Genomic DNA, 22,434 nt, shown 5'->3' with positions numbered 1-22,434 from the left:
GATATGTACTTTCAATACGAAAAAGTGCCAATTTAATAAGAAAGAAGAGCAGTTAGCAATAGCTAACTGCTTTAAGAACATTACATCCATCTATTTAAGGAGTAAACATAGTATAGGCAAAAAATTTAAGTTTATGTAACAAAAATTAAAAAAGCACAGTTAGTTGTACTAACTGCGCTTTTTAACACAACCTGGGTAAGAAGCAGGTTGTAATGTATAGTATAGATGAAATATTAGTTTTTATTCACAAATTTAATTAACTTAACTTGTTATTACTAATTCTTGATCTGCAACATCACTATCAGATGTATTTGCTGTAATAACAACATGAAGTATAAACTATCTTCATACATAGTATCAGAAACATACTCACTTTTCTTAAGACCCCTAGTATAGATAATAATACGTAAGCAACACTTGATATAATTATTAATACGTTTAATATTGTGCCAATTTTACTGTTTTTAAAAAATGACAATTAAATTCATCTCATTATATATATTATTTAGATAATTAGCATGTAACATTAGTCGATAAAAAGCGATTATAATTCTACGGGTACATGAGTTTGTATGGCTACTACTCTTTTAATTTGATTTTCGTCCATTTGAAGTACTTTAAAATAAACCCCTTCTTCTTCTATTATATATCCAGGCTGAATTGGTAATTCTATGGTTTGAGAAAGAATCCATCCTGCAATGGTATCTACTCCATAGGATGAAATAGACGTTCCTAGCGTATTATTTACTTCCGAAATGAGTACTTTACCATCGAAAGAAGTGAGGCCCTCTGCGCATTCTAAAATCATTGGTATTTCTTTTTGATCAAATTCATCATGGATATCCCCAACAATTTCTTCTAGAATATCTTCCATAGTAATAAGCCCTGCAGTTCCTCCATATTCATCAATAACAATAGCCATTTGTGTTTTTTCTTGTTGTAAACGGAACAAGGCTTGTTGAATAGGCATTCTTTCAAAAATAGGAATAGATGGCTGTATATACGATTGTAATGGTTTTCTATCTCCATCGTACTCTTGTTGGAATATTTCCTTTAGATGAACGATACCTAGAATATGATCTTTATTGCTTTGGATAATAGGATAACGTGTATACTGTGAATCACGAATAATTTTTCTGTTTTCTTCTTCTGTGTTTCCCAGAGATAAACAAACCATTTCATTACGTGGAATCATAATTTGTTGTACGAACTGATTATCAAATTTGAAAATATTATTTACGTACGTATATTCTGTATCATTAATTTCACCATTCTGATAACTCTGATTGACAATCAGACGTAGCTCTTCTTCTGAATGTGCTCCATGGTGCCCTTTCGTAATGTCCATCCCGAATCCTTTTACCAGAAAAGATGCGCTTTTGTTTAAGACCCAAATAAAAGGGTGCATTAGCCGGTGAAAACAAATTAATGGTTTGGCGAATAGAAGTGTAATGTTCTCTGCTCTTTGAATTGCAAATGATTTTGGTACAAGTTCTCCAAGTACAACATGAAAAAAAGTAATTAGAACAAAGGCAACAAAGAAGGAAATAGAATGTGACATTTTTTCCGAAAAGGGAAATAGCTGAAAAAAAGGGTGCATTATCTTCTCTAAAGTAGGTTCTCCTAACCAACCAATCCCTAAAGACGTAAGAGTAATACCAAGCTGACAAGTGGATAAGTAGACATCCAAATGTGACAAAACAGCTTGGGCAGCTGGAGCTTGTTTGTGGCCCTTATTGGTTAATTCATCAATGCGACTCTTTCTAACTTTCACAATAGCAAACTCTGCGGCAACAAAAAAACCAGAAATAAGAATGAGAACAAAAATTAAGAAAAGAGAAAACCCATTCATAATTTTCTTCTATTTTATATTAAAAATAGAAGATACACCTCCTATATCTATATTAGTATCTTTCATGTTTTTCTATAAACAAGGTTAATCAGATTTAAAAAAGGATTTCTTTTTCTTTACTCGTAATAAATCACCTGTCCAGCCTTTAATTCTCATATATATATACATCCCACCTGTTGTAAAAATGATAGATAAAAGAGCAATTAAATAGCCATATTCCCATTCTAATTCAGGCATATATTTAAAATTCATCCCCCACAATGCTCCTAAGGCTGTCAAAGGTGTACTCACAGCAGTTAATACAGTAAGAGCTTTCATAATTTCATTCCCACGATGAGAAGAAACCACTTCTTGTAAATGAATCATGGTATCTAATTCTTCCTGGTATTCTTTAACGAGCTGTAATCCACGTTCTAATTTCAAGCGTGTTTGTTTATAACGAAAGGTTTTTGTTAGTTGTTCTAACCAAGCCTCTTCCAACCCTTGTAACACTTCTTGAACTAAGCGAAATACATGTGTGCTCATAAATAATTCATGACGAATATGATAGATTTTTTCTAAAACTGCTATGTTATTATGATGATAAAAATCCCATAATATATTTCTAAAATGGTTTTCAAAATGATCAACCTCTTGTAAATAACGAGATATACAGGTTGATAAGATGACACATAACCCTTCAGCGGAAATATTACAATTTTTCATATTCAAAGAACATCCATTTATTAAATATGAGAAATCCTCTTCATCTTTTTCTTGGACCGTTATCAGTACTTCAGGTGCTACGAAATAATGAAGAAATTTTTGAATCTTGGCGTCTTCTTGATCATGCTCATATAAAAATGAACCATATACACAAGTTTGACTTGATGATAATGTGTAAACATATAATCCATTTTCACAAGGAGAGCTTATTTTCCTTACAAATTGAGAAAAATAAGATAATACATCACAAGAAATTGTAAAAGAGAGTTTGTCGAGCTCATTAGTTTTCACATGATACCAAGTCCATTTCGGCATCTTTATACATTTCATATTCGTCCTCCTTTCTGGGATTTTCATTCAAGTTTTATGTTTGATAGAATAATATTTGTGATATGGAAATTTGCATGTCAACTTGACTTAGTTATTTTGAACAATGATTAATCCATGTGATAAAAGGAAAGGAGTATAACTATGGAGTTCTTTTTTATCTGTATTTATATGAGTATTGTGATCCTCATTATAGAAATACATGCGATTTTATTTACCTTAACAGGGGTAAAAAGAACCATTTCTCGTTTCCAAGTCCTTTCACTTATGACGGGCACTGGTTTCACTACTGAGGAATCTGAATTAATACTAGGACACCCCGTTAGAAGGAAACTCAGCATGTTTTTAATTATCTTTGGTATTTTTTCATTTGCTGTTATTATTTCTTCTCTTAGTACTATTCTTTCTAAATACGTGGTAACAATCCATACATTTTATATAGCAGGTATAATTTTAATACTCTATGTTCTCTTACAAATACCAGTTATTCAAAGACATCTAAAGAAGAAATTACAACAAGAAACAAAACAGAGTATAGAAATAAAGGACTTGCCAATTCATCAAGTTTTTTTAAGAGAACCCACGGATCATCTCATGAAATGGAAAATAGATGAACATTCGATTTACCGGAATCAGACGATTACTTCTGTATTTCATCCTCAGGAAGATATTCATGTCCTTTTTGTAAAAAGAGGAGACCGAAACCTTCGATCAGGTCTAGGAGAACTCATCTTACAAGAGGGTGATGAACTATTGTTATATGGTGAAAAACGTATCCTCGAGGAAAAATTTTTACATTATCTAAATCAAAATAAATACTAAATAAAAAGATGAATAGAAGGTCTTGTTCTTTTTAAAGAAAAGACCTCCTATATAGTTTATTTATAATAGGTTAATACAATCCTATAGCTATATTAATTCTGAATATTCAATCTTTTTATGCGAGTACTTTCTATTCTTATGTTGTAAATAATTTATTGTATGTGGTAAAGAAAGTGTCTTTATTCAATGTAGATTTATAATTTGGCAGTTCTATTCAAAGAACTCCATTATTGTCATTTTTATGGTGTGACCTCGTATGCAGATTGTTTGGTTATGTCATCAAATACTTGGCATCCGATATTATAATATCCATGAAGCGCAGCTTCTTTCGTAGCTTCAACCATACGGAAAGAAGAAATTTCACCTTGCATTTTTTTAATTCGTTTTTGGTGGATATCTACAATTCCCCCTGTCCAAATAATGGCATCATACTGGTCTAGCTTGAATTTTTCATGTAATACACGCATGACTTCTTGGAAGTGATCATCTAACTCTTTTTGAATCGAGAAAGAAAACTGACTGGTTTGATAATACTGAGATTCCTCTCGATATTCAATTTCCTTTTCTAATATTTCTGGTATGTCGTTAATATGAAGGTGGTTACTGTCACCTGTATTATCCTGGAGTATCTTCTTAATGTTTCTCAAAGGCTTGCTACATCCTAGTTCTGCCTCATAATGGTTTAAAATGAGATGCTGTTTCATATCTGTCATTTCTAATGTACGAAATCCACCATCAATAATTAAAATACGATCTCGTTCGTGAATGATTCCCTCTTTTAAAAAATAGGCATATAAAGCGACTGGTTGCTGAAGAATCAAAGCATTTTCTACGGTAATATTAATAAATTTCCTATCAATTTGTACAGAAGTTTCCTTTTTTAATAGATTTTGTAATTGTTCATGTTGGCTACCAAAACAAGTAACAGGAAGCCCTGTAACTACTAAGGGTAACACGACATTTTCTTTATAATCTTTTGCTATGCAACCAAATATTTGTTGCTTGAACCTTTCACTTTCATAATAATTTTCTATTTCTTCCTCAAATGGAGGAAGAAATGAAGCGTCAGATTGGTGAGCTTCTTTTCCCATGTAGTAAGCAAAGTCTAAGTTTATAAAACTTACCTTTGTTAAATCTTCACTTTCATCATGGTTAGGTACAGGAGCTAACGTGGAAGCTTCACTCTTGATCGTCATCTCAGAATCTTCATCCTGTCGATATGCCCGTTTGGTAAAGCCAATTCCTACATCTATTGCATACAGAGATTTCATACTTTTTCCTCGCTTTCTATTTCAAGAATTAAATTTAGGCACTCTCTTCTTTCCCTTCTTTGGTATATGTCTTTTCATTTTTCGTGTTTCCATCGTCTTGATTTTTATTATTTTGATTTACTTCGTAATCTTTTTCATCTTTTTTCTCTTTATTATTTTCTGTAAAATCTTTAATGGTAGAAATGACAACTGGTGTGGCTGTAAGAAGTTGAGGTAATGTTTGTTTTGCAACATTAGCTGCAGTTACAGAGAATTGTTTACTTGTCTCAGTTACTTTCTCCAATGTTTCCTTCATTTTTCCTTCTTGTAATTTGTCTTTTACGCTCTTTCCTTTTGTTTGTATAGCCTTCCGATTTTCTTTTTTTAATAGGGAAACCAAGACTCCTGCTGTAACCCCAATCACAGCATATTTAAATATTGTACTTTTCATTTTTCTCATCCTTTCGTATTTTTATCTTCTTCACTACTACATCTTAAAAAGTAGTATATTTAAATTTCATTTCTATAATTTGTTATGATGCACTCCTTACTGTTCGTAAAAGTAGTGTCATACAAAGAATAAATACAATGGCACCTAATACAGCTGGTAATATGAAAATACCACCCCATTCTGGTCCCCAATCACCAAATAATTTTGTACCTATCCATGAACCAATTAATCCAGCAATAATATTTCCAAAAATGCCTGCTGGGAAGTCTTTTCCTGTAATCATCCCTGCTAATGCACCAATTAGTCCGCCTACAATACATGTAATAATTAGCCCCATATTTTTATTCCTCCTTTATTCATTCAATGTGTATAAGGGGACATTTCCTCCCTGAGTGAAGGAAGGAAATGAATTCGTTCAATGTTTATAAGATGACCTATGCTTTTTTGATCAATCCTTTCGTTTGCTCCTATCTACCTTTATCTTCCTTTCTTGAAATAGGAATTAGCATTACTTTATCTATTTATCAGATATTGCAATCTATTAGAGAGAATTATAGTTTTGTGGCTGCCTTTCACTCAAAAACGGTGTTTCAGCTTTTACTAGGAGTAAAATTTTCCCTTGATCTAGTTTTTTTTCATATAAGTTAGCTTCCTCCTTCGACAGCCCCATTTCTTCCATTTGATTTCGGAGTTCGTCCCCTTTTTTTGAGAAAAAGTTGATAATACTTGTGCCTAATCCTTGTTCTTTTACTCCAATTGTATTTGTGTTTGTATCATCCGCAATTCTTTCAGTTCGATGTTTTTCATGTGCTAAGACATAAATGTCATCTTCGTGAATCCCTTGCAATTCTAGTTCCTTTACCTTTATAGCTACTTCCTGTTCATTTTGATATTCATAAACCACCGGTTTTCTTTCATTCTTATGCATAGTATCCTTCCTCCTCTATATTTTTTATTTTTGTATTTAATTGTTATGTAATATGTAATACACCTATATTAGAGATGTTAAACCTAAATTTTCAAAAAATTTAATGCAATAGGTTATTAATATTTTTGAATATCAAAGCGATGTCATGAGAATTTTGCTTTGATAAAAGTGTTACAAATTACGATTTGTTTGGAAGGCAAGCTCATTGTCATATAGAAAACTTTTATTTAGAAAAAGTTAAAAAAGGAGTACAAGTTACTTCTTTCATACCAAATTTACAAAATAAACGTTGGTGATTCACGTAATTTACATAAGAAAACAAAAAAGAATATCCCCCTCAAATAAATACAATAATTGCAAAGATACTACAATCAATTTATTACAATATCTATTATCCTTATAGTAGGATTTCGTTTTATAACCATATTTTATAGTTGTTAAATTACAAGTTCTTTAAGGTTTAAGACCTCTCTTTATTTATAGAAAAGGAATCAGTAAATACCTTGAAGTAATTATTAAAATTCGCTCTTACTTTACAATACCAATGCTTTTTCATCCTCTAATTGATAAAGGACGAGCACAATTTCACTTATAAAAATGTTAAATTTCTATAATATATTTTTTATAAAATCAATAATCATTATATACCATTTTACAAATTATTTTTTTTATTTAAACAGCAATAGAAATACACGTTAGGGAGAAAATTTAAAATGTCTATTTACAAAGAAAACGCTAACCTTTTAAAGGCAATATCACATTCAATAAGAATCAAAATAATAATAGAACTTACTAAAAGAGGTCCATGCAATGTAAATCAAATAGCAGACTTTTTAGAAAGGCCACAGTCTACCACATCTCAACATCTAGCTATAATGAAATCACAAAAAATACTAGCTAGTAATAGAAAGGGATACGAAACTTATTATAGTGTGCAAGATAAAAGAATAACTACCCTTATAGAGGTGCTATTAGGACAAAAAATTAAGTGATTATAATAATCAATAAAGTAGTAAATATCATATTTAAGTGCGGAGGAGAAATTTGTGGAAAATACAATAAGAGTAGGTACAATTATTCAAATCTTCTCTAATGAAAAATTAACTGGAATATACATTGTATCCAAACTATCAATAGGTAATTTACTTCAAGATAAATATGCTTTAATTGGAACGAACGGGCAACACTATTTGAATATGTATTTTAATAGCTTAGAAGATTTAGAGATACAACTGGATCTTGAAGATTTGTGGAAGACTTTAAATATAAATGTTAAAAAATTGCTTTTAGAGAAAGATTCAGAAGAGCAATTAAAAAAAATGATTATCAATCAATCTGAAAGTAATGTAATTATTGATGAATGGATTATTGAAAAAGAATATAGTCTAATTTATAAGTTAGAAGATGTTATAAGAAACTTTATTAATAGTCTTTCTGGAAGGTATGGATTCTTAAAAAATATTCAGATAGAAAAAGACAAAAATACTGAAGTTTATTATAAAGGGGATTTATTTTTAGATATTGGAATTATGCTGAATATCAGGATTGAACTTATAAATGATGAAAAAAAACAAACAAAAACTTGGAGATGTAAAGCGATACTAATTTCTTAAACTCCCCCCACTTAACAACCTTGCGGCATTTTGCAAGTGGGAGATTCCTACGAATACCTATCTAATCGCCCTTTATCCTGACTGGCCCTGCCCGTAGTTCCTACGGTGAGGATGGAAGCATTTTGTACATTGACTCACTAGCTTCCCACTTTAGCCTAGTTTGCATAACTTTGATAACCCTGGAACAATAGAACGTTACGTATTTTACAAGCGTAACAATTTTTCTGCAACCAACCTCATACTTCAGTTTTCAGAGAGTAATCTGTAAAAGCATATAGTAGCAAGCACTTTAACTTACACCAACCGACATTCATCTTCCACCTATTTACTGGTGCTATTATACCTTCACACCAATTGAGGAGGAAGCCTTCTGTCAGAAAAAGATAAAAGCATAAATGTATATTTATGAAAAAGCGATACTTTCGTCCCATGCCTAAATGCAGACGAAAGTTCGGTATGGGCTTTCTCGTATTACGAAATCTGTAATGCACTCAGGATTATTTGTTGCCTCTGGTGCATCTATAAGCTTTGCAAAAAGAAGGCACATTTTATACTATGAATAGATGTATAAATGCATATTCTTTCAAATTGAAATATGAATTTTCTTATGACACTTCCATTTATAATGGAACAAGTTAGGCGTGTCTATCACATAATATATTTAAATTACAGTATGTTTTTCACGATATTGTTTCGGTGTCATCGCAGTTATTTTTTTAAAAACTCTGGTGAAGTAACTTTGATCATTAAAGTTAAGCCACAGACAAATATCTGTTAAGGAATAGGAAGTTAAGGTTAGTAATTTTTTGGCTTCTTCTATCCGTTCTCTTTGAATATACAGGCTTAAAGGAATTCCTACCTCTTTTTTAAATAACTTAGATAAATAAGTCGGATTAACTCCTAAAAAATCAGCAAGCTCATTTAGTGAAATTTCATGATAGATATTATTACTTACGTAATTTAAGCATGTGGTAATCGTATTTGAATACTTTTTTGTTTTGTATTCCTTTACACGATCTGCAAACGTACATAAGGCATCTTCTATCAAGCGATTAACAGAATACATATTATCTAATTGTTCAATGGTTTGTATGTATAAACTACTAAGAGAAAAAGCAATATCTGACGGTAAATTTCCAGCAATCGCATACCTTGTAGCTAAAGTAATGGCAATAATTCCATTATTTTTTTGATTTCTAAGTTGATCTCCATTAGATACAATTGCCGCATCTTCTTGAGGGAAAGAATATGCATATTTGATTACATTTTCTTTATTCCCTTCTTTTATTTGTGAAAAAAATTTCTGTTCCAAAGAAATACTGTAATTATCAGGATTATCTTGCCGACGTTTAGAAATATATAAATCCGGATTCACCATTTTATAGGGAACCTCTTCTAATAGTTTGTTCTTTTTCCAAACGGTATCGATATCTAATCTTTCTTGAAAAATCATGTAATGTAAGAAAATTCCTATATGAAGTAAAGTCATTTTTTTCATCTCAAGTATAGATTGATAGTAAGACAATCCCTCCTGTATCTTCTCACTTGCATGAAAGGCTTTCACAAGCTTGCTTGCCATTTCATCTGTTACTTTTGGATAGGTAGTTGGTCCAATGATAATCGTTCCTTGTATCTCTTCGTGATCTTTAACCCGTATGAAGACAAAGTTTTCTAAGTAATGGTTCCCTCTAAAAACCGGAAAATTATAAGGGTCATTTTCTTGATACAATGCCTGAAAATGTTCTTCTTTGCTTGAATAAAAAGGGCTATCTGTATCATAGCAAGTAAAAGAATGTAAAATTTCTCCCTTCTCCGAAAGAAAATATACGGGGACATAAAATGTGTTATGGACGAGATTACATAAATAATCTATATCAATATCTTTCATATTTATCCTCCTTTTAATTGAAAATGTTCAAGTTTAACACAGCATACTTATCTGTATACATAGAATGCAATTTTACTGAAAAATTTTACTATAAATCATTACAAAAGTATACTTTAAATTACTACTTAATGTAAAAGGCAGGTAATCAGAATGATACAAAAATTAATAGCTGGAAAAAACAAAGAAGAGCCCGTTATAAATTAGTGAGTTCTTCTTTGTTTTTTAGACATTACATATTAATTTTTTAATACCATTCAAATTAAAAACGTTTTTTTGAATAAGAGGTTCTTCTCCTAAAATATAGTATATAATCCATTAGGAAAAGAACCTCTTTATCTTATATTTATAATGAATGGAAAGGCTACTTTCTTCTTAATAACCCAAATAAAGCAATAAATATGACTAAAACTCCTATAACAATAAAGCATATTGTCTTTACAAAATCTTGCTTTTGATTTTCCTTAATTTTAATTATGCTTTCTCTACTATTTTCTTTGGATTCGTTATTTACTCTTTCTCCATAGACAAGTAAACGATATTTACTTGAAGTATAAGGTTCGCATGTAAGTAGTGTAGCTTTATCTTTTCCTTTTGTAATAGCGAGTTTTTCAACTTGGCTAGGAAGTATCACTTCGTGACCTGTTACTTCATAGGTTAATTCTTCTCCTAAAATCCGGATATAGAATTTATCCCCCTTCTGTAGTTGATCTAAATGTCGAAACATTTTAGCCCCATGATAACCACGATGTCCCGCTAAGACAGTATGCGTATCTTGTCCACCTATAGGAAAAGAGGTTCCACCAATTTGACCGACTCCCATGCTAAGATGTTCCTGAGTTGCCCCTAAATAAATAGGAAGTTCTTCATTAATTTTCGGAATGATAACTGTACCTAGTACATCATCTTTCTTGATAAAATTTACAAAGGCTTCATTTTTCTTATCATTACTATTAAAAGGATCTTGCATAGAAAAAGATAATCCTTTTAAAGATTCATTATAGGCTTGCATGACTTTGAATTTATTACGTAAATCCTCATCTTTTAACTTCTCTACTCTCTTCTCATAATTAATAATTTCTGTTTCGTATACACGTTGATTCATATAATTTGAAACAGTTGGATATAGAAAGATGCTAAATCCGAGAATAAACAATGTTGCACTAAGTAACATCTTTTTCATATTTTCACCACACACTATAACTCTATTTACTTTCTAATTTTTTCTTTCTTCTTCTCATTAGGAATAAGAAGACACTCATAATTAACATACCGATTGCCACAATGATTTCCCAATTTTCTACAATAGGAGCTTCCGAATGATTTTCTCTTGGTTTCTCTTTTCCTGTTGCTTCATATGGGACACGATGCCCTCTCACTAATAATCGATGCGTATTTACACCATACGGTGTACAAGTCAGCAATGTGGCATAATCTTGATCATTTACAATCAGTAAATCCTCTGTTTCACTTGGTAATACCACTTTAATTTGATCCACTTGATATGCGAGAATCTTATCTAAAGAATGAATATAAAATACATCTGACTCTTTCATTTTATCTAAATCTGTAAACAATACTGCCGAAGGTAGGCCTCGATGCCCCGTTAATACCGTATGTGTGCCTGCTCCTCCCACGGGTAAGGATGATTTATCTAAATGTCCTACCCCACGACTTAATACTTCCTCAGAAGTTCCTTGATAGATAGGTAGTTTTACCTTGATTTTTGGAATTTCCACATACCCCATAACATCACCAATGTTTAGAGCATCCGCATAGGATTTTCCACCAGTCTTTTCTTTTTCTGCAAATGGATCTGCAAGTGTTTGAGTAGAATGTTGTACGTTCTTATTATACTCCTTTGCTTCCTTTTCTCTACGCTCTAGTTCTTCCTTTTGAAGAGCTTTTACTTTTGCATCATAAGAGCTAATTTGAGAGTAATGTGTTCGAGTTGCTAACCAATTGCTGATTGTTGGATATAAAAAAATCCCTAGCCCTAATACAAAAATACAGCCAAAAATAATATTGCGTTTCATAGTGACTCCTTTACCGTGTACTGATATAGAGAAAAGAGGAGAAGCAAATGGCCCTCCTCTTTTCACATGTAACTATTATAAGTATAAAATTGTAAAGAATTAGTTATTTACTGTTTTTTTTCTGAAGAAAACAAATGCTGCTGCAGCCATTAGTAATAGACCTACTACAGTGAAGAGAACTGTTCCCATACCACCTGTTGTTGGAAGAACCCAACCACTCTTATTGTTTTCTACATTTAATTTAATTGCTTGATGATCTGCATCTACTGTTAAATCAATTGGATCTTTTAATAATTGGTAAGAACCTGTTGTACCATCTTCTTTTGTATACGTTGGTGCTTTTGTTTCTACTACTTGATACTCACCATAAGGAATGTTATTCCATTGGATCACACCATTTGCATCTGATACACCTTTTACTTCTTTACCTTCTACTACAACTACTTTACCATCTTTGTCGCGTAATTCAAATTCCGCGCCTTGTAATGTTTTTGTAGAGTCTTCACCATCAACTTTTGTTAAAGCAATGCTACCAGTTGTTACTGTAACTGTTGTAGGTTTCGATTCTTTTTCACCTGTTACATCATTTTTGTTTGTGAAATCAATGTTTGCTTTGTTTTGAATTTGTGTTCCCGCTGGGAAACCTTCTTTAATTTTTGTTGCAATTTGTAAATGGAATTGTTTTTTACCATCTAATTTTGAGAAATCTTTCACTGTAGCTGTTACTTTTTGACCCTCTACAACTACTTCTACTACACTTGCATCTACTTCTACACCATCAATTTTAACGATTGGTGTTCCTACAATTGTTAACTTTTCATCTAGAACGTCTTTTACTACATAGTTTTTGTATTCTTTAATGTCCTCTGGAATTAACGTTTTAATATCATAAGTATGTTCTTTGTTTGGATTCATTGGTGCGTTTTCTGAATCACCATTAATTTTTTTATCAATTGTTGGCTCTTCAAAGTTTTTAATTGCGACTGGTACGACAACACCAGATGTAAGTGAACCATCCGCATTTACTGTACCTGATTCTGTAATTGAAAACGCATGTTTCGTTGGATCAATCACATATCCAGTTGGTGCTTTCGTTTCTTGGAAGTAATACTTCCCATACTCTAAACCTTGTACACGAATTTTACCGTCTGCACCTGATACTAATCCTTTTTGAACTTCAGTTCCATCTTCTTTAAATACAGAGAATTCTGCACCTGCTAACACTTTATCGCCAGCGCCTGTTTTTGTTAATTCTACTGCACCACGTTTGATTTCATTCTTTGGATACATATGAACATCATAGTTTAAGCCTTTACCCTCTTTATCTGTCATCGGGATATCAACTGTATACGTGTTTGGATTTAAGTTAACATGTGCTGGACCAGCAACTTCTTTCACTTCATAACGTCCTAATGGTAGATCCGGGAATACAGCTTGACCATTTGCATCTGTTGTTACTTGAATTGGTGTTGCAGTTGTAACTGGTGTTACGCTTTCTTTTGCGATTGTTCCATCATTTGTGATTGTCTCAAATGACGCAACTTGCTTAATTTCAAATGTTACACCTGGTAATGCTTTTGCATCTGCAGGAACAGTTTGGTTCGCAGAACCATCACCTTCTGTACCTGGAGTCCCGTCTTTTTCTTGTTCGTACTTATGAATTGTTAATGTACCTGTACTTCTTGAAGCCGCATTTGCAAATGTGCTTGGCATCATAGCAAATGTGAATACAAGGATTAATAGCATACTAAAAAGTTTTTTCATTTACTTTACCTCTCCCCATTGTTTCTTTTTTTATTTGTTTTTAGCTCTCTTACGGAAAAATACAACCAATGCTGCCACCATTATTATGATGCCAATCAGGTAAAATAAAGTTGTTCCTATCCCACCTGTATGAGGTATGTTCCATCCATTTTTTGTGTTTTCCACTGTAATCTTTTGTAATGGCGAAGAAACTTCTACTTCAATTGGATCTTTTAACAACATATATCCATCTGGTGCCTTGATTTCTTTTACTGTGTATTTTCCTAAGAGTAATAGTTCAGAAGTTGCTTTACCATTTTCATCTGTCGTTAGTTTTCCAACTTCTTTCCCATCTTTGTCTATAATCTGGAATACGGCATTTTTTAATTTAATAGTTGAATCCGCAGCATCCACTTTTTCAATTTCAATTTGTCCAAGTGGTTGCACTTTAATTTCCGTTGTTGGTTCTTGTGGTGTTATATCATCACCAGTAACAGTCGCAGTATTTTGAATAGCTGTTCCTTCATTTCCTGCCTTGACTTTTGCATGGAATACGACAGTATGCCATTCTGTATCTGTAATGTCACCTAATTTTCCTGTGACTTTACCTTGTACATAATGACCATTATCATCGCCTTCCGCATCTGTCACAGCTTGTCCATTTACTTGTAATGTCCCTGGGACATATTCTAGTGCTTCTGGTAATTGGTCTTCAATTACCGCATTTTTCACAAGACTATCCGAAACCGTATTACGCATTTGAATCGTATATTCGATTTCATCTCCTACTTCGATGTTTTTATCTTGTAGGTTTTTTGCGGTTTTTTTAGACTCTACTTTAGGATTTCTAGGATAAACTTCTACTGTTGTACTTGGCTCTTGCGGCGGTACATTCTCTCCTGTGACTTTTGCAGTATTTTGAATGTCCTGTCCAGCTTGTCCCGCTTTTACCTTCGCATGGAAGACAACAGTATGCCATTCTGTATCTGTAATATCGCCCAGTTGTCCTGTGAATTTACCTTGTACATAATGACCCGTATCATCACCTTCGGTATCTGTTACAGGTTTTCCATTCACTTGTAATGTCCCTGGGACATATTCTAGACCTTCTGGTAATTGGTCTTCGATTACCGCATTTTTTACAATACTATCCGAAACTGTATTACGCATTTGAATCGTATATTCGATTTCGTCTCCTACTTCGGTATTCTTATCTTGTAGGTTTTTTGCGATTTTCTTAGATTCCACTTTTGCTTCCTTTAGAATCACAGTATTAACAACTTCATTTGTGTCAACTGTTCCATCTCTGTTCGTCAACAAATTCTTATAAGCAACGTTTGCCTTATTCTTAATTTGTTGATTTACATAGCCAGATAATACTTTTACTTTGAATTGTACGGTAACACCATCAGGTAAGATATCCGTATTCGGTAAATCTCCTAGATTAACTGTTACTTTACCATCTAGATAATCTCCTGAGTCTGTATCTTTTCCATCAGTAACTGTACTTGCCTGTCCATTTTTGATTACTTGTATAGATCCAGGTACGTATTCTGTTCCTGCAGGAATTGCATCTGTGAAAATAGAGTTAGCAGCAATATCACCGCCATCGTTTTTCACTGTTACGTTATACGTTAACTCATCTCCTGATTTCACTTGCCCTTCTGGAGATAGAGATTTTGTTGCTGATACACAAGGCTCCGTACCAAGGAAGATATCGTCTAAGAAGTTTCCAGCGGCAGGATTTCCACCAGCAGAGGAAACAGCTTCGAATCCGAATCGTGTAACTGTTTGTCCAGCTGGTACTTTATAAGTCCCCGTATAGTATTTCCATTGATCTTTACCAGTTGTCATTTGCTGAACAGTTGGTAAATCTTTAGGATGAACAGCAGATGAACCAATTTTTAAAGCCATTGTATCCGTGCCCAGTCTACCTTTATGTGCAAGACGCCAGTAAATGGTTTGTCCTGGTGTCGTCTGCACATCTTGATATAGTTGTGCAGCTTCTCTACTATTCAATTCTGCAAATTGTTCCCCATGTGCTACAGAATTTTTTAAACCTTGTTTATCTTGAACAGATCCTGGTTGTATCTGATCCATTAAAGTTTTATTAAATATCTCAAATACTTGATATGAATCCGTTGTCTTCCATCCAGGAACAGTTCCTGCTGGGGTAGTAAAGTACCCTGGTCCAGGAACAGCTATACTTGTATAATAGGGTTGCTCAAAACTACCATTTACAAGCGCTACACGTCCCAACTGTCCACATGAGTTTGCTGGTGGAGTTGGTGTTTCAGGTGTAGATACCTCAACTGTTGTTGTTGGTTCTTGTGGTGTTATACCATCACCCGTGACCGTTGCCTTATTTTGAATCGTTTTTCCAGCTTGGTCTGCTTTAACTTTTGCATGAAATGTTACACTATGCCATTCAATATCTGTAATATCCCCAAGTTTTCCTGTGACTTTACCCTGAATATAATGACCATTATCATCACCTTCAGCATCTGTCACAGCTTTTCCATCAACTTGTAATGTTCCTGGTACATATTCCAGACCCGCTGGCAATTGGTCTTCAATTACAGCATTTTTTATAAGACTGTCTGAAATTGTATTACGCATTTTAATCGTATATTCAATTTCATCCCCTACCGCAATCGGTTTATCTTGTAAGTTCTTTGCACTTTTCTCTGACTCTAACTTTGAGTCTTTTGGATACACATCTACTTTAGTCGTTGGCTCTTGTGGTGTTGTGATATTCGTTCCTGTAACCTTTGCTGTATTTTGAATAACTTTCCCAGCTTGTCCAGGCATCACTTTTGTTTGGAATGTTACAGTATGCCATTCTGTATTGGTTACATTTCCAAATTGACCATCCACTTTTCCATCGGCATAATGACCATTATCATCACCCTGAACATCCGTAACAGCTGTACCATCTACTTTCAACGTACCTGGGATATATTCCAATCCTGCCGGAATCGTATCTGAGATTGTGAGATTGGTAACCAAACTGTTTTGAACTGTATTACGTGTCTGGATTGTGTAAAGAAGTGTATCTCCCACTTCAGGATGAGCCGCGTTTGTGTTTCCCTCCGCCTTTTGTTGAATGCTCGCTTCTTTCTTTGATTCCAGTACAGGAAGCTTTGGCTGGAATACCGGTGTAACTGCTGACGCTAAGTCATACATGAGTTTCCCTGGCATAGTGCCAAAGTAACTTATTTTAAGAGTCTTAGGGTCAAGTAAATATAATATAGCTTCATTATAAGATGGACCAGAAGCCATTAAAATCTGACCATTAGGTAAGAAACTAAGTCCCCTCGCCCCTACGAATCCACCAGATGGGCCATTAGATGGATTTTCTATAGGTACAGTACGTAGAATGGTAGCAGTTGTTGGATCCATTTGAATTATATTAGTTCCTGTAGCAAACCATATATACCCGTCACCATCTAAAAGTAAGTCTCCTCCCAAATTTCCGGTTAGACCAAATGAACTACTATTCTTAATTTCAGTTGAGTTGTGTTTTCCTGTAACTAAGTCATAGGAAGCTAAGAAAATTTTACCGTCCTTTCCATAAGAATAGTAATATTTACCGTCCTCAGAAATAATACCATTACCAGCATGGGCAAATAAATTCGTTACAAGCTTACCTGTTCCATCAGGATTAATAAGATAAAGCTGCTCACCTGTAGATGCATAAAAAACATTATTGTTTTTATCTACAGCCAATCCATTTAGACCTAAATTTGGATCCATCGTAATGCCTTTAACATCAACGCTAGCCTTTGGAGTAGCACTAGGGTTAGTGCCATCAAATTGATAAATCTTTGTTCCATCAAAGGCAGCGCCGTAAGAATCAGTACCATTAATCGTCAGTGCTGTCTCAGCGTGAACTGTCTGTAAAGCCGTACTAGGTGCTACCCCACTAAAAACTAACAACAAAGCTAACAATGATACGATGGTCTGTTTGAAGCGCTTACCATATTTTTTAAAACCCAAATACTTTTGCAATATCTTCTCCCCTCCTTGTTGTAAATCTAATGCAAGTTAACTTTCCCCTTAATTAGAAAATCTACTGTTTCTATGTAGGAAGAATTCAGCAATTAATATCTAAAAACATTCAAATTTATGGAATGAATTGGTATAATTAAGCTACGTTTTTGATAAAAGTTGTAATTTTCAAACGTTTTTACGTATTATTTGAAAATTGACATGTATGTATCAGGACAAATAGCTGCTTACCCATTCATCAAAAAGACTGAATCCCCTTTCCTAGATATTTAGATAGATATTAATTACTAAAAATATAATATAAGATTGTCGGAAAAAAGTATGGTAAAATCTTTCCTTTGGTAGCACTATTTTGCACTTTTTTGATTTTTATAGTATTTTATTTGGAAAAATGGTATTTTACTTGGTGTAATTCTTGTTTTTATTACTATATCCATTTAAGAGGAGAATACGATGCGAGGTTTAGTTAATACGCAATATATATGTGATCTCATTCATAGAACGTTTTTTGTACCCGTTTATTTTTTATCTGAGGAGGAAAAAATTTTAGATTATGCTACTTGCTATGATATAAGTAGTCCTTTCTATTCATCTAAAGAGGAGCATTTTCAGACACTGTACCAAGAAAGTGATTTATTTAATTTTCCGCTTTTTAGGGGTAATGATTATCTTGAAAACTTTATCTTTATACGGGTTAAAAATCAGGAAGGGATAAAGGGAACGATTGTCATTGGGCCGACTACCTATCCAAAAGTAACAGATGAAATGGCAATCAAATTAATGAAAACGTTTCAAGCGAGTAACAAAATACAGGAGGGATTACTCTACTATCAATCCCTACCGGAAGTAAAGAAAATCACGTTACTTCAGATAGGAGTTTTCTTGCATTATATGATTTTTAAAGAAAAATTAGATATCGATACCGTGTGGAAAAAAAATAAATTATTAGAAGAGACATCTTATAAAATCGTACATCCAGATTTATATATTTCTAATCGTCGGCAAAATAATGTTGGAAATTACAATTTCTCCTTAGAGCGTAAATTTTTTTCACAAATTAGAGAAGGAAATAAGGAAAGCGTAATCAAATATGCGTATTCTTTTCCTCAAGAAGATGCAGGAATCACATCTCAAGGAAATCAACTTAGAAACCAAAAGAATAACGGAATTATGGCAATTACCTTAGCTACAAGATATGCGATTGAGGGAAATTTACCAACAGATATCGCCTTTGCACTGAGTGATTTGTATATACTAACTATTGAGCAATTAGATAATATGTATTCTGTTAATCGCTTGATAGAAGATGCCTTATGTACGTTTGCGGACCGTGTAAAGGAATACAAAACAAAAAAGTATTCAAATACGATTACGACATGTTTAAATTATATTAACAGAAATATCTATCAAAAGATTTCTCTTAGTGCACTTGCTGAACTGTTACATGTGAATCCGACTTACTTATCTGGTTTATTTAAAAAAGAAGTAGGAATCACTTTGAGTCAATACATCCAAAGGGAGAAAATAGAAGAAGCAAAAAAATTACTAACCTTAACCTCCTATTCCTTAACAGATATTTGCCTGTGGCTCAAATTTAATGACCAAAGCTATTTCATCCGGATTTTCAAAAAAATAACGAAGATGACACCAAAACAGTATCGTGAAAAATATACATTAATTTAATAACTACATTTAAATATCTACCTTTTTTATTATTCATTTCTAATGAGTTAATTATTTTAAGAGTACTTGAAAAAGTGCTCTTCTGATTTCATGGGTTTCTCCTTTTATCCTAAATAATATCTATTAATTATTTTATTAATATATAACAACTAATTATCCACACTTTAATTCCCATGATGTAAATAAAGTGTGGACCCCTATTCATAATATTAACTAATGTAGTTCAACAGTTTCTAAAAAATTTTTAGTTCGAAAAACCATACCTCGAAGCATATGTATTGTTTGTCTTTCGACTTCCAAAATCTCTTTTTGCATAATCAATTCATTACTACTGATAAAATGTACCAATTCACAAATAAATACTAACCACTCTTCTCTCCAAATGCAATCTATACATGTCTGTAAACAAGCTGCCTGCGTTCCAGAAAGTGAATATTCTGTTTTTTCGAACCCTATTTCTCTTTGGTCTCTCCATTTGTCTTGGATCGGCCAACTAGCTGTAATTTGTTGCATCATAAACTGAATATCTTCCTTACAAGGTGTTCCTATACCTTGATAAAGTTTCAAAAAACTGATTAATATTTCTCTGTCCATTTTTAATTCCCCATTCTGGATTTTTTCAATATATTATCTACGTTCACTATTAAATTTATTTACCGATTTATCGTGATTATATATAATATATCATCTTTTTTTCAATCACCTAAAGAAAATATCATTATTTTTTTCCTAAAATAATTAAATAAATATTCACAACCTTCATCTTCCTTATTAGTAAAAATCAACAGAACTTTTCACCTCTTTATTCTAAATACCTAAATAAAAAAAAGCATATGAAAAACAGGCATTTTCCATATACTTATACTCTTTTAGAGGGTTATTTAATGTTAATATTTTTATTTAATTATGTGATTTCTACATAATTAAATAAAAGAGAATTAAAATTATAAATTCACTCCAACATATCAGCAAAGGAAGTACCCACATTATTCTTCCGTTTCATATGCTTCTCCAAATAAATTTTTGTTGTTTGGATATTCTCATGTCCTAGCGTTTGCATTAAATGATATAGATCCGCGTTTCCTTGTTCAACTGCCATGATTGCAAAAGCATCACGGAATGTATGAGCCGTCACAGGATTTTCACGATATTGTAGAAACTCTAAATTTGTTTTTTTATCATATCTGTTACCTGATTTGATAACGTTTTTGAATTATAAAAGTTCCCTCTTTGATTTATAAATAAAGGACTTTCATCTCCTCGATCCAATACAGTTTGGAACCCTCTTCTCCTTCTCATTTCACAAATACATTGATACAAATGTTCCGAGATGAAAAGTTCACGCACTTTATCTCCTTTACCCGTTACTTTTAACCAGTACTTTCCGTCATAATGTAAATCTTTGACTCTTGCTGTACACAATTCTTGAATTCTTGCACCGGTACTTGCTAGAGCTAGTAAAATTGTATAGTTTACACGCACGTATCCAATCTAAAATTTAAATTAAAATTATTATCAAAAAAGTACAATACTTATAAAGATGTTACTATAAATAAAGGGATTTATATAATAAACTAAATATGTGATGAGGTTACAACTATCACATATTTTCTATGCCTCTCCATGAAAGTTAATCTTTATAGTTCTAAATTACAATGGCCTGTTTTAGAACAACTGTATTAAACGAAAAGTTCCTAATCACTTTATTGACCACTAAAAAATATAACTATTTAACTTATTTTGCACGATTTATATTCATAATTTTCTGCGATTAATTATCGTTATTTCTCTTTATTAAGCTATACCTTGCATGTTCTAACAAAGATGCTCCTTTTATCCGTAAAAACATTTCAAGTTTAGAAGGTGATATTATGCATACAGATACTGATATAAAATATCTTTCTTATTTAATACATCAATCATTTTCAGTTCCTGTCCGTTTTATATCTGAAGACTACAAAATTTCATTCGAATATAGTTCTATTGATATACATAATCCATTTTATCCATGTAAAGAAGCGTACTTAAGTGAACTTTATCAACAAAATGATCCAGATAATTTCCCTATTATTCGTACTAATCCTTACCAAGAGCAATTTATCTTAATTCACATGATAGATCATGTATATGGAAAAGGAACTCTCATTATTGGCCCTTCTACATATACAAGCTTATCTAAAAATACAATAATTAAATTAACAAAGGAATTTCATTCAAGCATCAAAATAGAAGATGGAATAGCGTATTTTCAGTCTATACCAATAATCAAAAAACTAACTTTAGTTGATATAGGAATTTTATTTCATTACTTACTGTTTAAACAAAAATTAGATATCAGTAATGTCTGGGAACAGAATAAAATATTAAATGAAACGGCTTATCCGTCTCCGAACCCTGATTTGTATATTTCATCAAGAAGACAAAATAGTTTAAACCCTCACGATATAATATTAGAAAAACAATTTTTCACAGCAATTAAAGAAGGAAATAAAGAAAAAGTACTAGAACATATATATGCTTCTTCTCAAGATAAGACTATTACTCTTTCAAAAGTAAGTAAGCTAAGAGACAAAAAAAATCATGGTATTGTTATGATGACTTTAGCTGCCCAATATGCAATTGAAGGGAATCTTCCATCAGAAATTGCTTTTTCACTTAGTACTTTATATATACAAATTCTTGATCAATTAGATAATATAGAATCCGTAAATCGATTAATAGAGGAGGCCTTATGTAAATTTGCCGATCGAGTAAAAGAATACAATACTCATAAGTATTCCAAAACTATAGTTACCTGCTTAGATTATATTTCTAAAAATATTTATAATAAAATCAACTTAAGTATTGTTGCAAAAAGTACAAAGTTAAATGCCAGTTACTTATCTAATTTATTCAAAAAGGAAGTCGGTATCTCCTTAAGTGAACATATACAAAAAGAACGTGTAGAAGAAGCAAAGAAATTATTGACTTTAACTACATATACTTTAGTTGATATTTGTACATGGTTAAATTTTAATGATCAGAGCTATTTTACAAAAGTATTTAAAAAATTTACGAATATGACACCGAAACAATATCGTGAAAAGTATACTGTATTGTAGCGAAAACTGAAGAAACTCTTTTCTTAG

18 protein-coding genes and 1 pseudogene are annotated in these 22,434 nt (G+C 32.4%); 6 read left to right on the top strand and 13 right to left on the bottom strand.

All coding sequences use genetic code 11. The features are described from left to right. Positions 1 to 544: 544 nt before the first annotated feature. Both ACO6VI_RS28330 and ACO6VI_RS28325 read right to left on the bottom strand, forming a co-directional pair. Positions 545 to 1,852, bottom strand: a complete 1,308-nt coding sequence (locus tag ACO6VI_RS28330; protein ID WP_422424710.1) for a hemolysin family protein — start codon at positions 1,850 to 1,852, stop codon at positions 545 to 547. Positions 1,853 to 1,936: 84 nt separating this feature from the next. Further along, complete coding sequence (locus ACO6VI_RS28325) at positions 1,937 to 2,887, bottom strand: magnesium transporter CorA family protein (RefSeq protein ID WP_422424708.1); 951 nt, start codon at positions 2,885 to 2,887, stop codon at positions 1,937 to 1,939. 141 nt (positions 2,888 to 3,028) lie between these two features. On the opposite strand from ACO6VI_RS28325, the gene ACO6VI_RS28320 reads away from it, so the two are divergent. Next, positions 3,029 to 3,706, top strand: a complete 678-nt coding sequence (locus ACO6VI_RS28320; RefSeq protein ID WP_422424706.1) for a TrkA C-terminal domain-containing protein — start codon at positions 3,029 to 3,031, stop codon at positions 3,704 to 3,706. Between the two features lie 239 nt (positions 3,707 to 3,945). Here ACO6VI_RS28320 and ACO6VI_RS28315 read toward each other — a convergent pair whose 3' ends face one another. The 4 genes from ACO6VI_RS28315 to ACO6VI_RS28300 form a co-directional block, all read right to left on the bottom strand. After that, positions 3,946 to 4,977: a hypothetical protein gene (locus ACO6VI_RS28315; protein WP_422424704.1), complete on the bottom strand. Its 1,032-nt coding sequence runs from the start codon at positions 4,975 to 4,977 to the stop codon at positions 3,946 to 3,948. A gap of 34 nt (positions 4,978 to 5,011) precedes the next feature. Next, positions 5,012 to 5,407: a peptidase U61 gene (locus tag ACO6VI_RS28310; protein ID WP_422424703.1), complete on the bottom strand. Its 396-nt coding sequence runs from the start codon at positions 5,405 to 5,407 to the stop codon at positions 5,012 to 5,014. Positions 5,408 to 5,489: 82 nt separating this feature from the next. Continuing rightward, positions 5,490 to 5,744: a GlsB/YeaQ/YmgE family stress response membrane protein gene (locus ACO6VI_RS28305; RefSeq protein ID WP_421616119.1), complete on the bottom strand. Its 255-nt coding sequence runs from the start codon at positions 5,742 to 5,744 to the stop codon at positions 5,490 to 5,492. A gap of 204 nt (positions 5,745 to 5,948) precedes the next feature. After that, the gene (locus tag ACO6VI_RS28300) at positions 5,949 to 6,335 is read right to left on the bottom strand and encodes a general stress protein (RefSeq protein WP_422424701.1); all 387 of its coding nucleotides are present in this window, start codon (positions 6,333 to 6,335) and stop codon (positions 5,949 to 5,951) included. A 185-nt stretch (positions 6,336 to 6,520) separates the two neighbouring features. Here ACO6VI_RS28300 and ACO6VI_RS28295 point away from each other — a divergent pair, with 185 nt between their 5' ends. From ACO6VI_RS28295 to ACO6VI_RS28285, 3 genes are all read left to right on the top strand, one after another. Continuing rightward, positions 6,521 to 6,631: an acyl dehydratase gene (locus ACO6VI_RS28295; RefSeq protein WP_413776777.1), complete on the top strand. Its 111-nt coding sequence runs from the start codon at positions 6,521 to 6,523 to the stop codon at positions 6,629 to 6,631. A 417-nt stretch (positions 6,632 to 7,048) separates the two neighbouring features. Continuing rightward, positions 7,049 to 7,327, top strand: coding sequence for an ArsR/SmtB family transcription factor (locus ACO6VI_RS28290; RefSeq protein ID WP_095022018.1), 279 nt, complete (start codon positions 7,049 to 7,051; stop codon positions 7,325 to 7,327). 54 nt (positions 7,328 to 7,381) lie between these two features. Continuing rightward, the gene (locus ACO6VI_RS28285) at positions 7,382 to 7,948 is read left to right on the top strand and encodes a hypothetical protein (RefSeq protein ID WP_095022019.1); all 567 of its coding nucleotides are present in this window, start codon (positions 7,382 to 7,384) and stop codon (positions 7,946 to 7,948) included. 661 nt (positions 7,949 to 8,609) lie between these two features. On the opposite strand, the gene ACO6VI_RS28280 is transcribed toward ACO6VI_RS28285, so the two are convergent. From ACO6VI_RS28280 to ACO6VI_RS28260, 5 genes are all read right to left on the bottom strand, one after another. Continuing rightward, entirely contained in the window at positions 8,610 to 9,836 is a 1,227-nt protein-coding gene (locus tag ACO6VI_RS28280; protein WP_095022020.1) for a helix-turn-helix domain-containing protein, read from the bottom strand. A gap of 361 nt (positions 9,837 to 10,197) precedes the next feature. Continuing rightward, positions 10,198 to 11,016, bottom strand: a complete 819-nt coding sequence (locus ACO6VI_RS28275) for a class C sortase (protein ID WP_095022021.1) — start codon at positions 11,014 to 11,016, stop codon at positions 10,198 to 10,200. A 22-nt stretch (positions 11,017 to 11,038) separates the two neighbouring features. Further along, entirely contained in the window at positions 11,039 to 11,869 is an 831-nt protein-coding gene (locus tag ACO6VI_RS28270) for a class C sortase (protein ID WP_095022022.1), read from the bottom strand. Positions 11,870 to 11,968: 99 nt separating this feature from the next. Further along, on the bottom strand, positions 11,969 to 13,633 hold the full coding sequence (locus ACO6VI_RS28265; RefSeq protein ID WP_095022023.1) for a SpaH/EbpB family LPXTG-anchored major pilin: 1,665 nt from the start codon (positions 13,631 to 13,633) through the stop codon (positions 11,969 to 11,971). Positions 13,634 to 13,663: 30 nt separating this feature from the next. Continuing rightward, positions 13,664 to 17,623: an isopeptide-forming domain-containing fimbrial protein gene (locus ACO6VI_RS28260; RefSeq protein WP_422424698.1), complete on the bottom strand. Its 3,960-nt coding sequence runs from the start codon at positions 17,621 to 17,623 to the stop codon at positions 13,664 to 13,666. Positions 17,624 to 18,076: 453 nt separating this feature from the next. Between ACO6VI_RS28260 and ACO6VI_RS28255 the strand changes: the two genes are divergently transcribed. Next, positions 18,077 to 19,306, top strand: coding sequence for a helix-turn-helix domain-containing protein (locus ACO6VI_RS28255; protein ID WP_422424696.1), 1,230 nt, complete (start codon positions 18,077 to 18,079; stop codon positions 19,304 to 19,306). A gap of 213 nt (positions 19,307 to 19,519) precedes the next feature. Here ACO6VI_RS28255 and ACO6VI_RS28250 read toward each other — a convergent pair whose 3' ends face one another. Both ACO6VI_RS28250 and ACO6VI_RS28245 read right to left on the bottom strand, forming a co-directional pair. Further along, the gene (locus ACO6VI_RS28250; RefSeq protein WP_422424694.1) at positions 19,520 to 19,900 is read right to left on the bottom strand and encodes a hypothetical protein; all 381 of its coding nucleotides are present in this window, start codon (positions 19,898 to 19,900) and stop codon (positions 19,520 to 19,522) included. A gap of 358 nt (positions 19,901 to 20,258) precedes the next feature. Continuing rightward, positions 20,259 to 20,782: pseudogene (locus ACO6VI_RS28245) on the bottom strand (tyrosine-type recombinase/integrase); the annotation flags it as partial. Between the two features lie 395 nt (positions 20,783 to 21,177). Here ACO6VI_RS28245 and ACO6VI_RS28240 point away from each other — a divergent pair. Further along, positions 21,178 to 22,407: a helix-turn-helix domain-containing protein gene (locus tag ACO6VI_RS28240; RefSeq protein ID WP_422424693.1), complete on the top strand. Its 1,230-nt coding sequence runs from the start codon at positions 21,178 to 21,180 to the stop codon at positions 22,405 to 22,407. Positions 22,408 to 22,434: the final 27 nt, after the last annotated feature.

It is taken from the genome of Bacillus sp. PSXD-155 (assembly GCF_049310765.1).
Lineage (GTDB): Bacteria > Bacillota > Bacilli > Bacillales > Bacillaceae_G > Bacillus_A > Bacillus_A cereus.
This window is presented reverse-complemented; position numbering and strand designations above follow the sequence as displayed.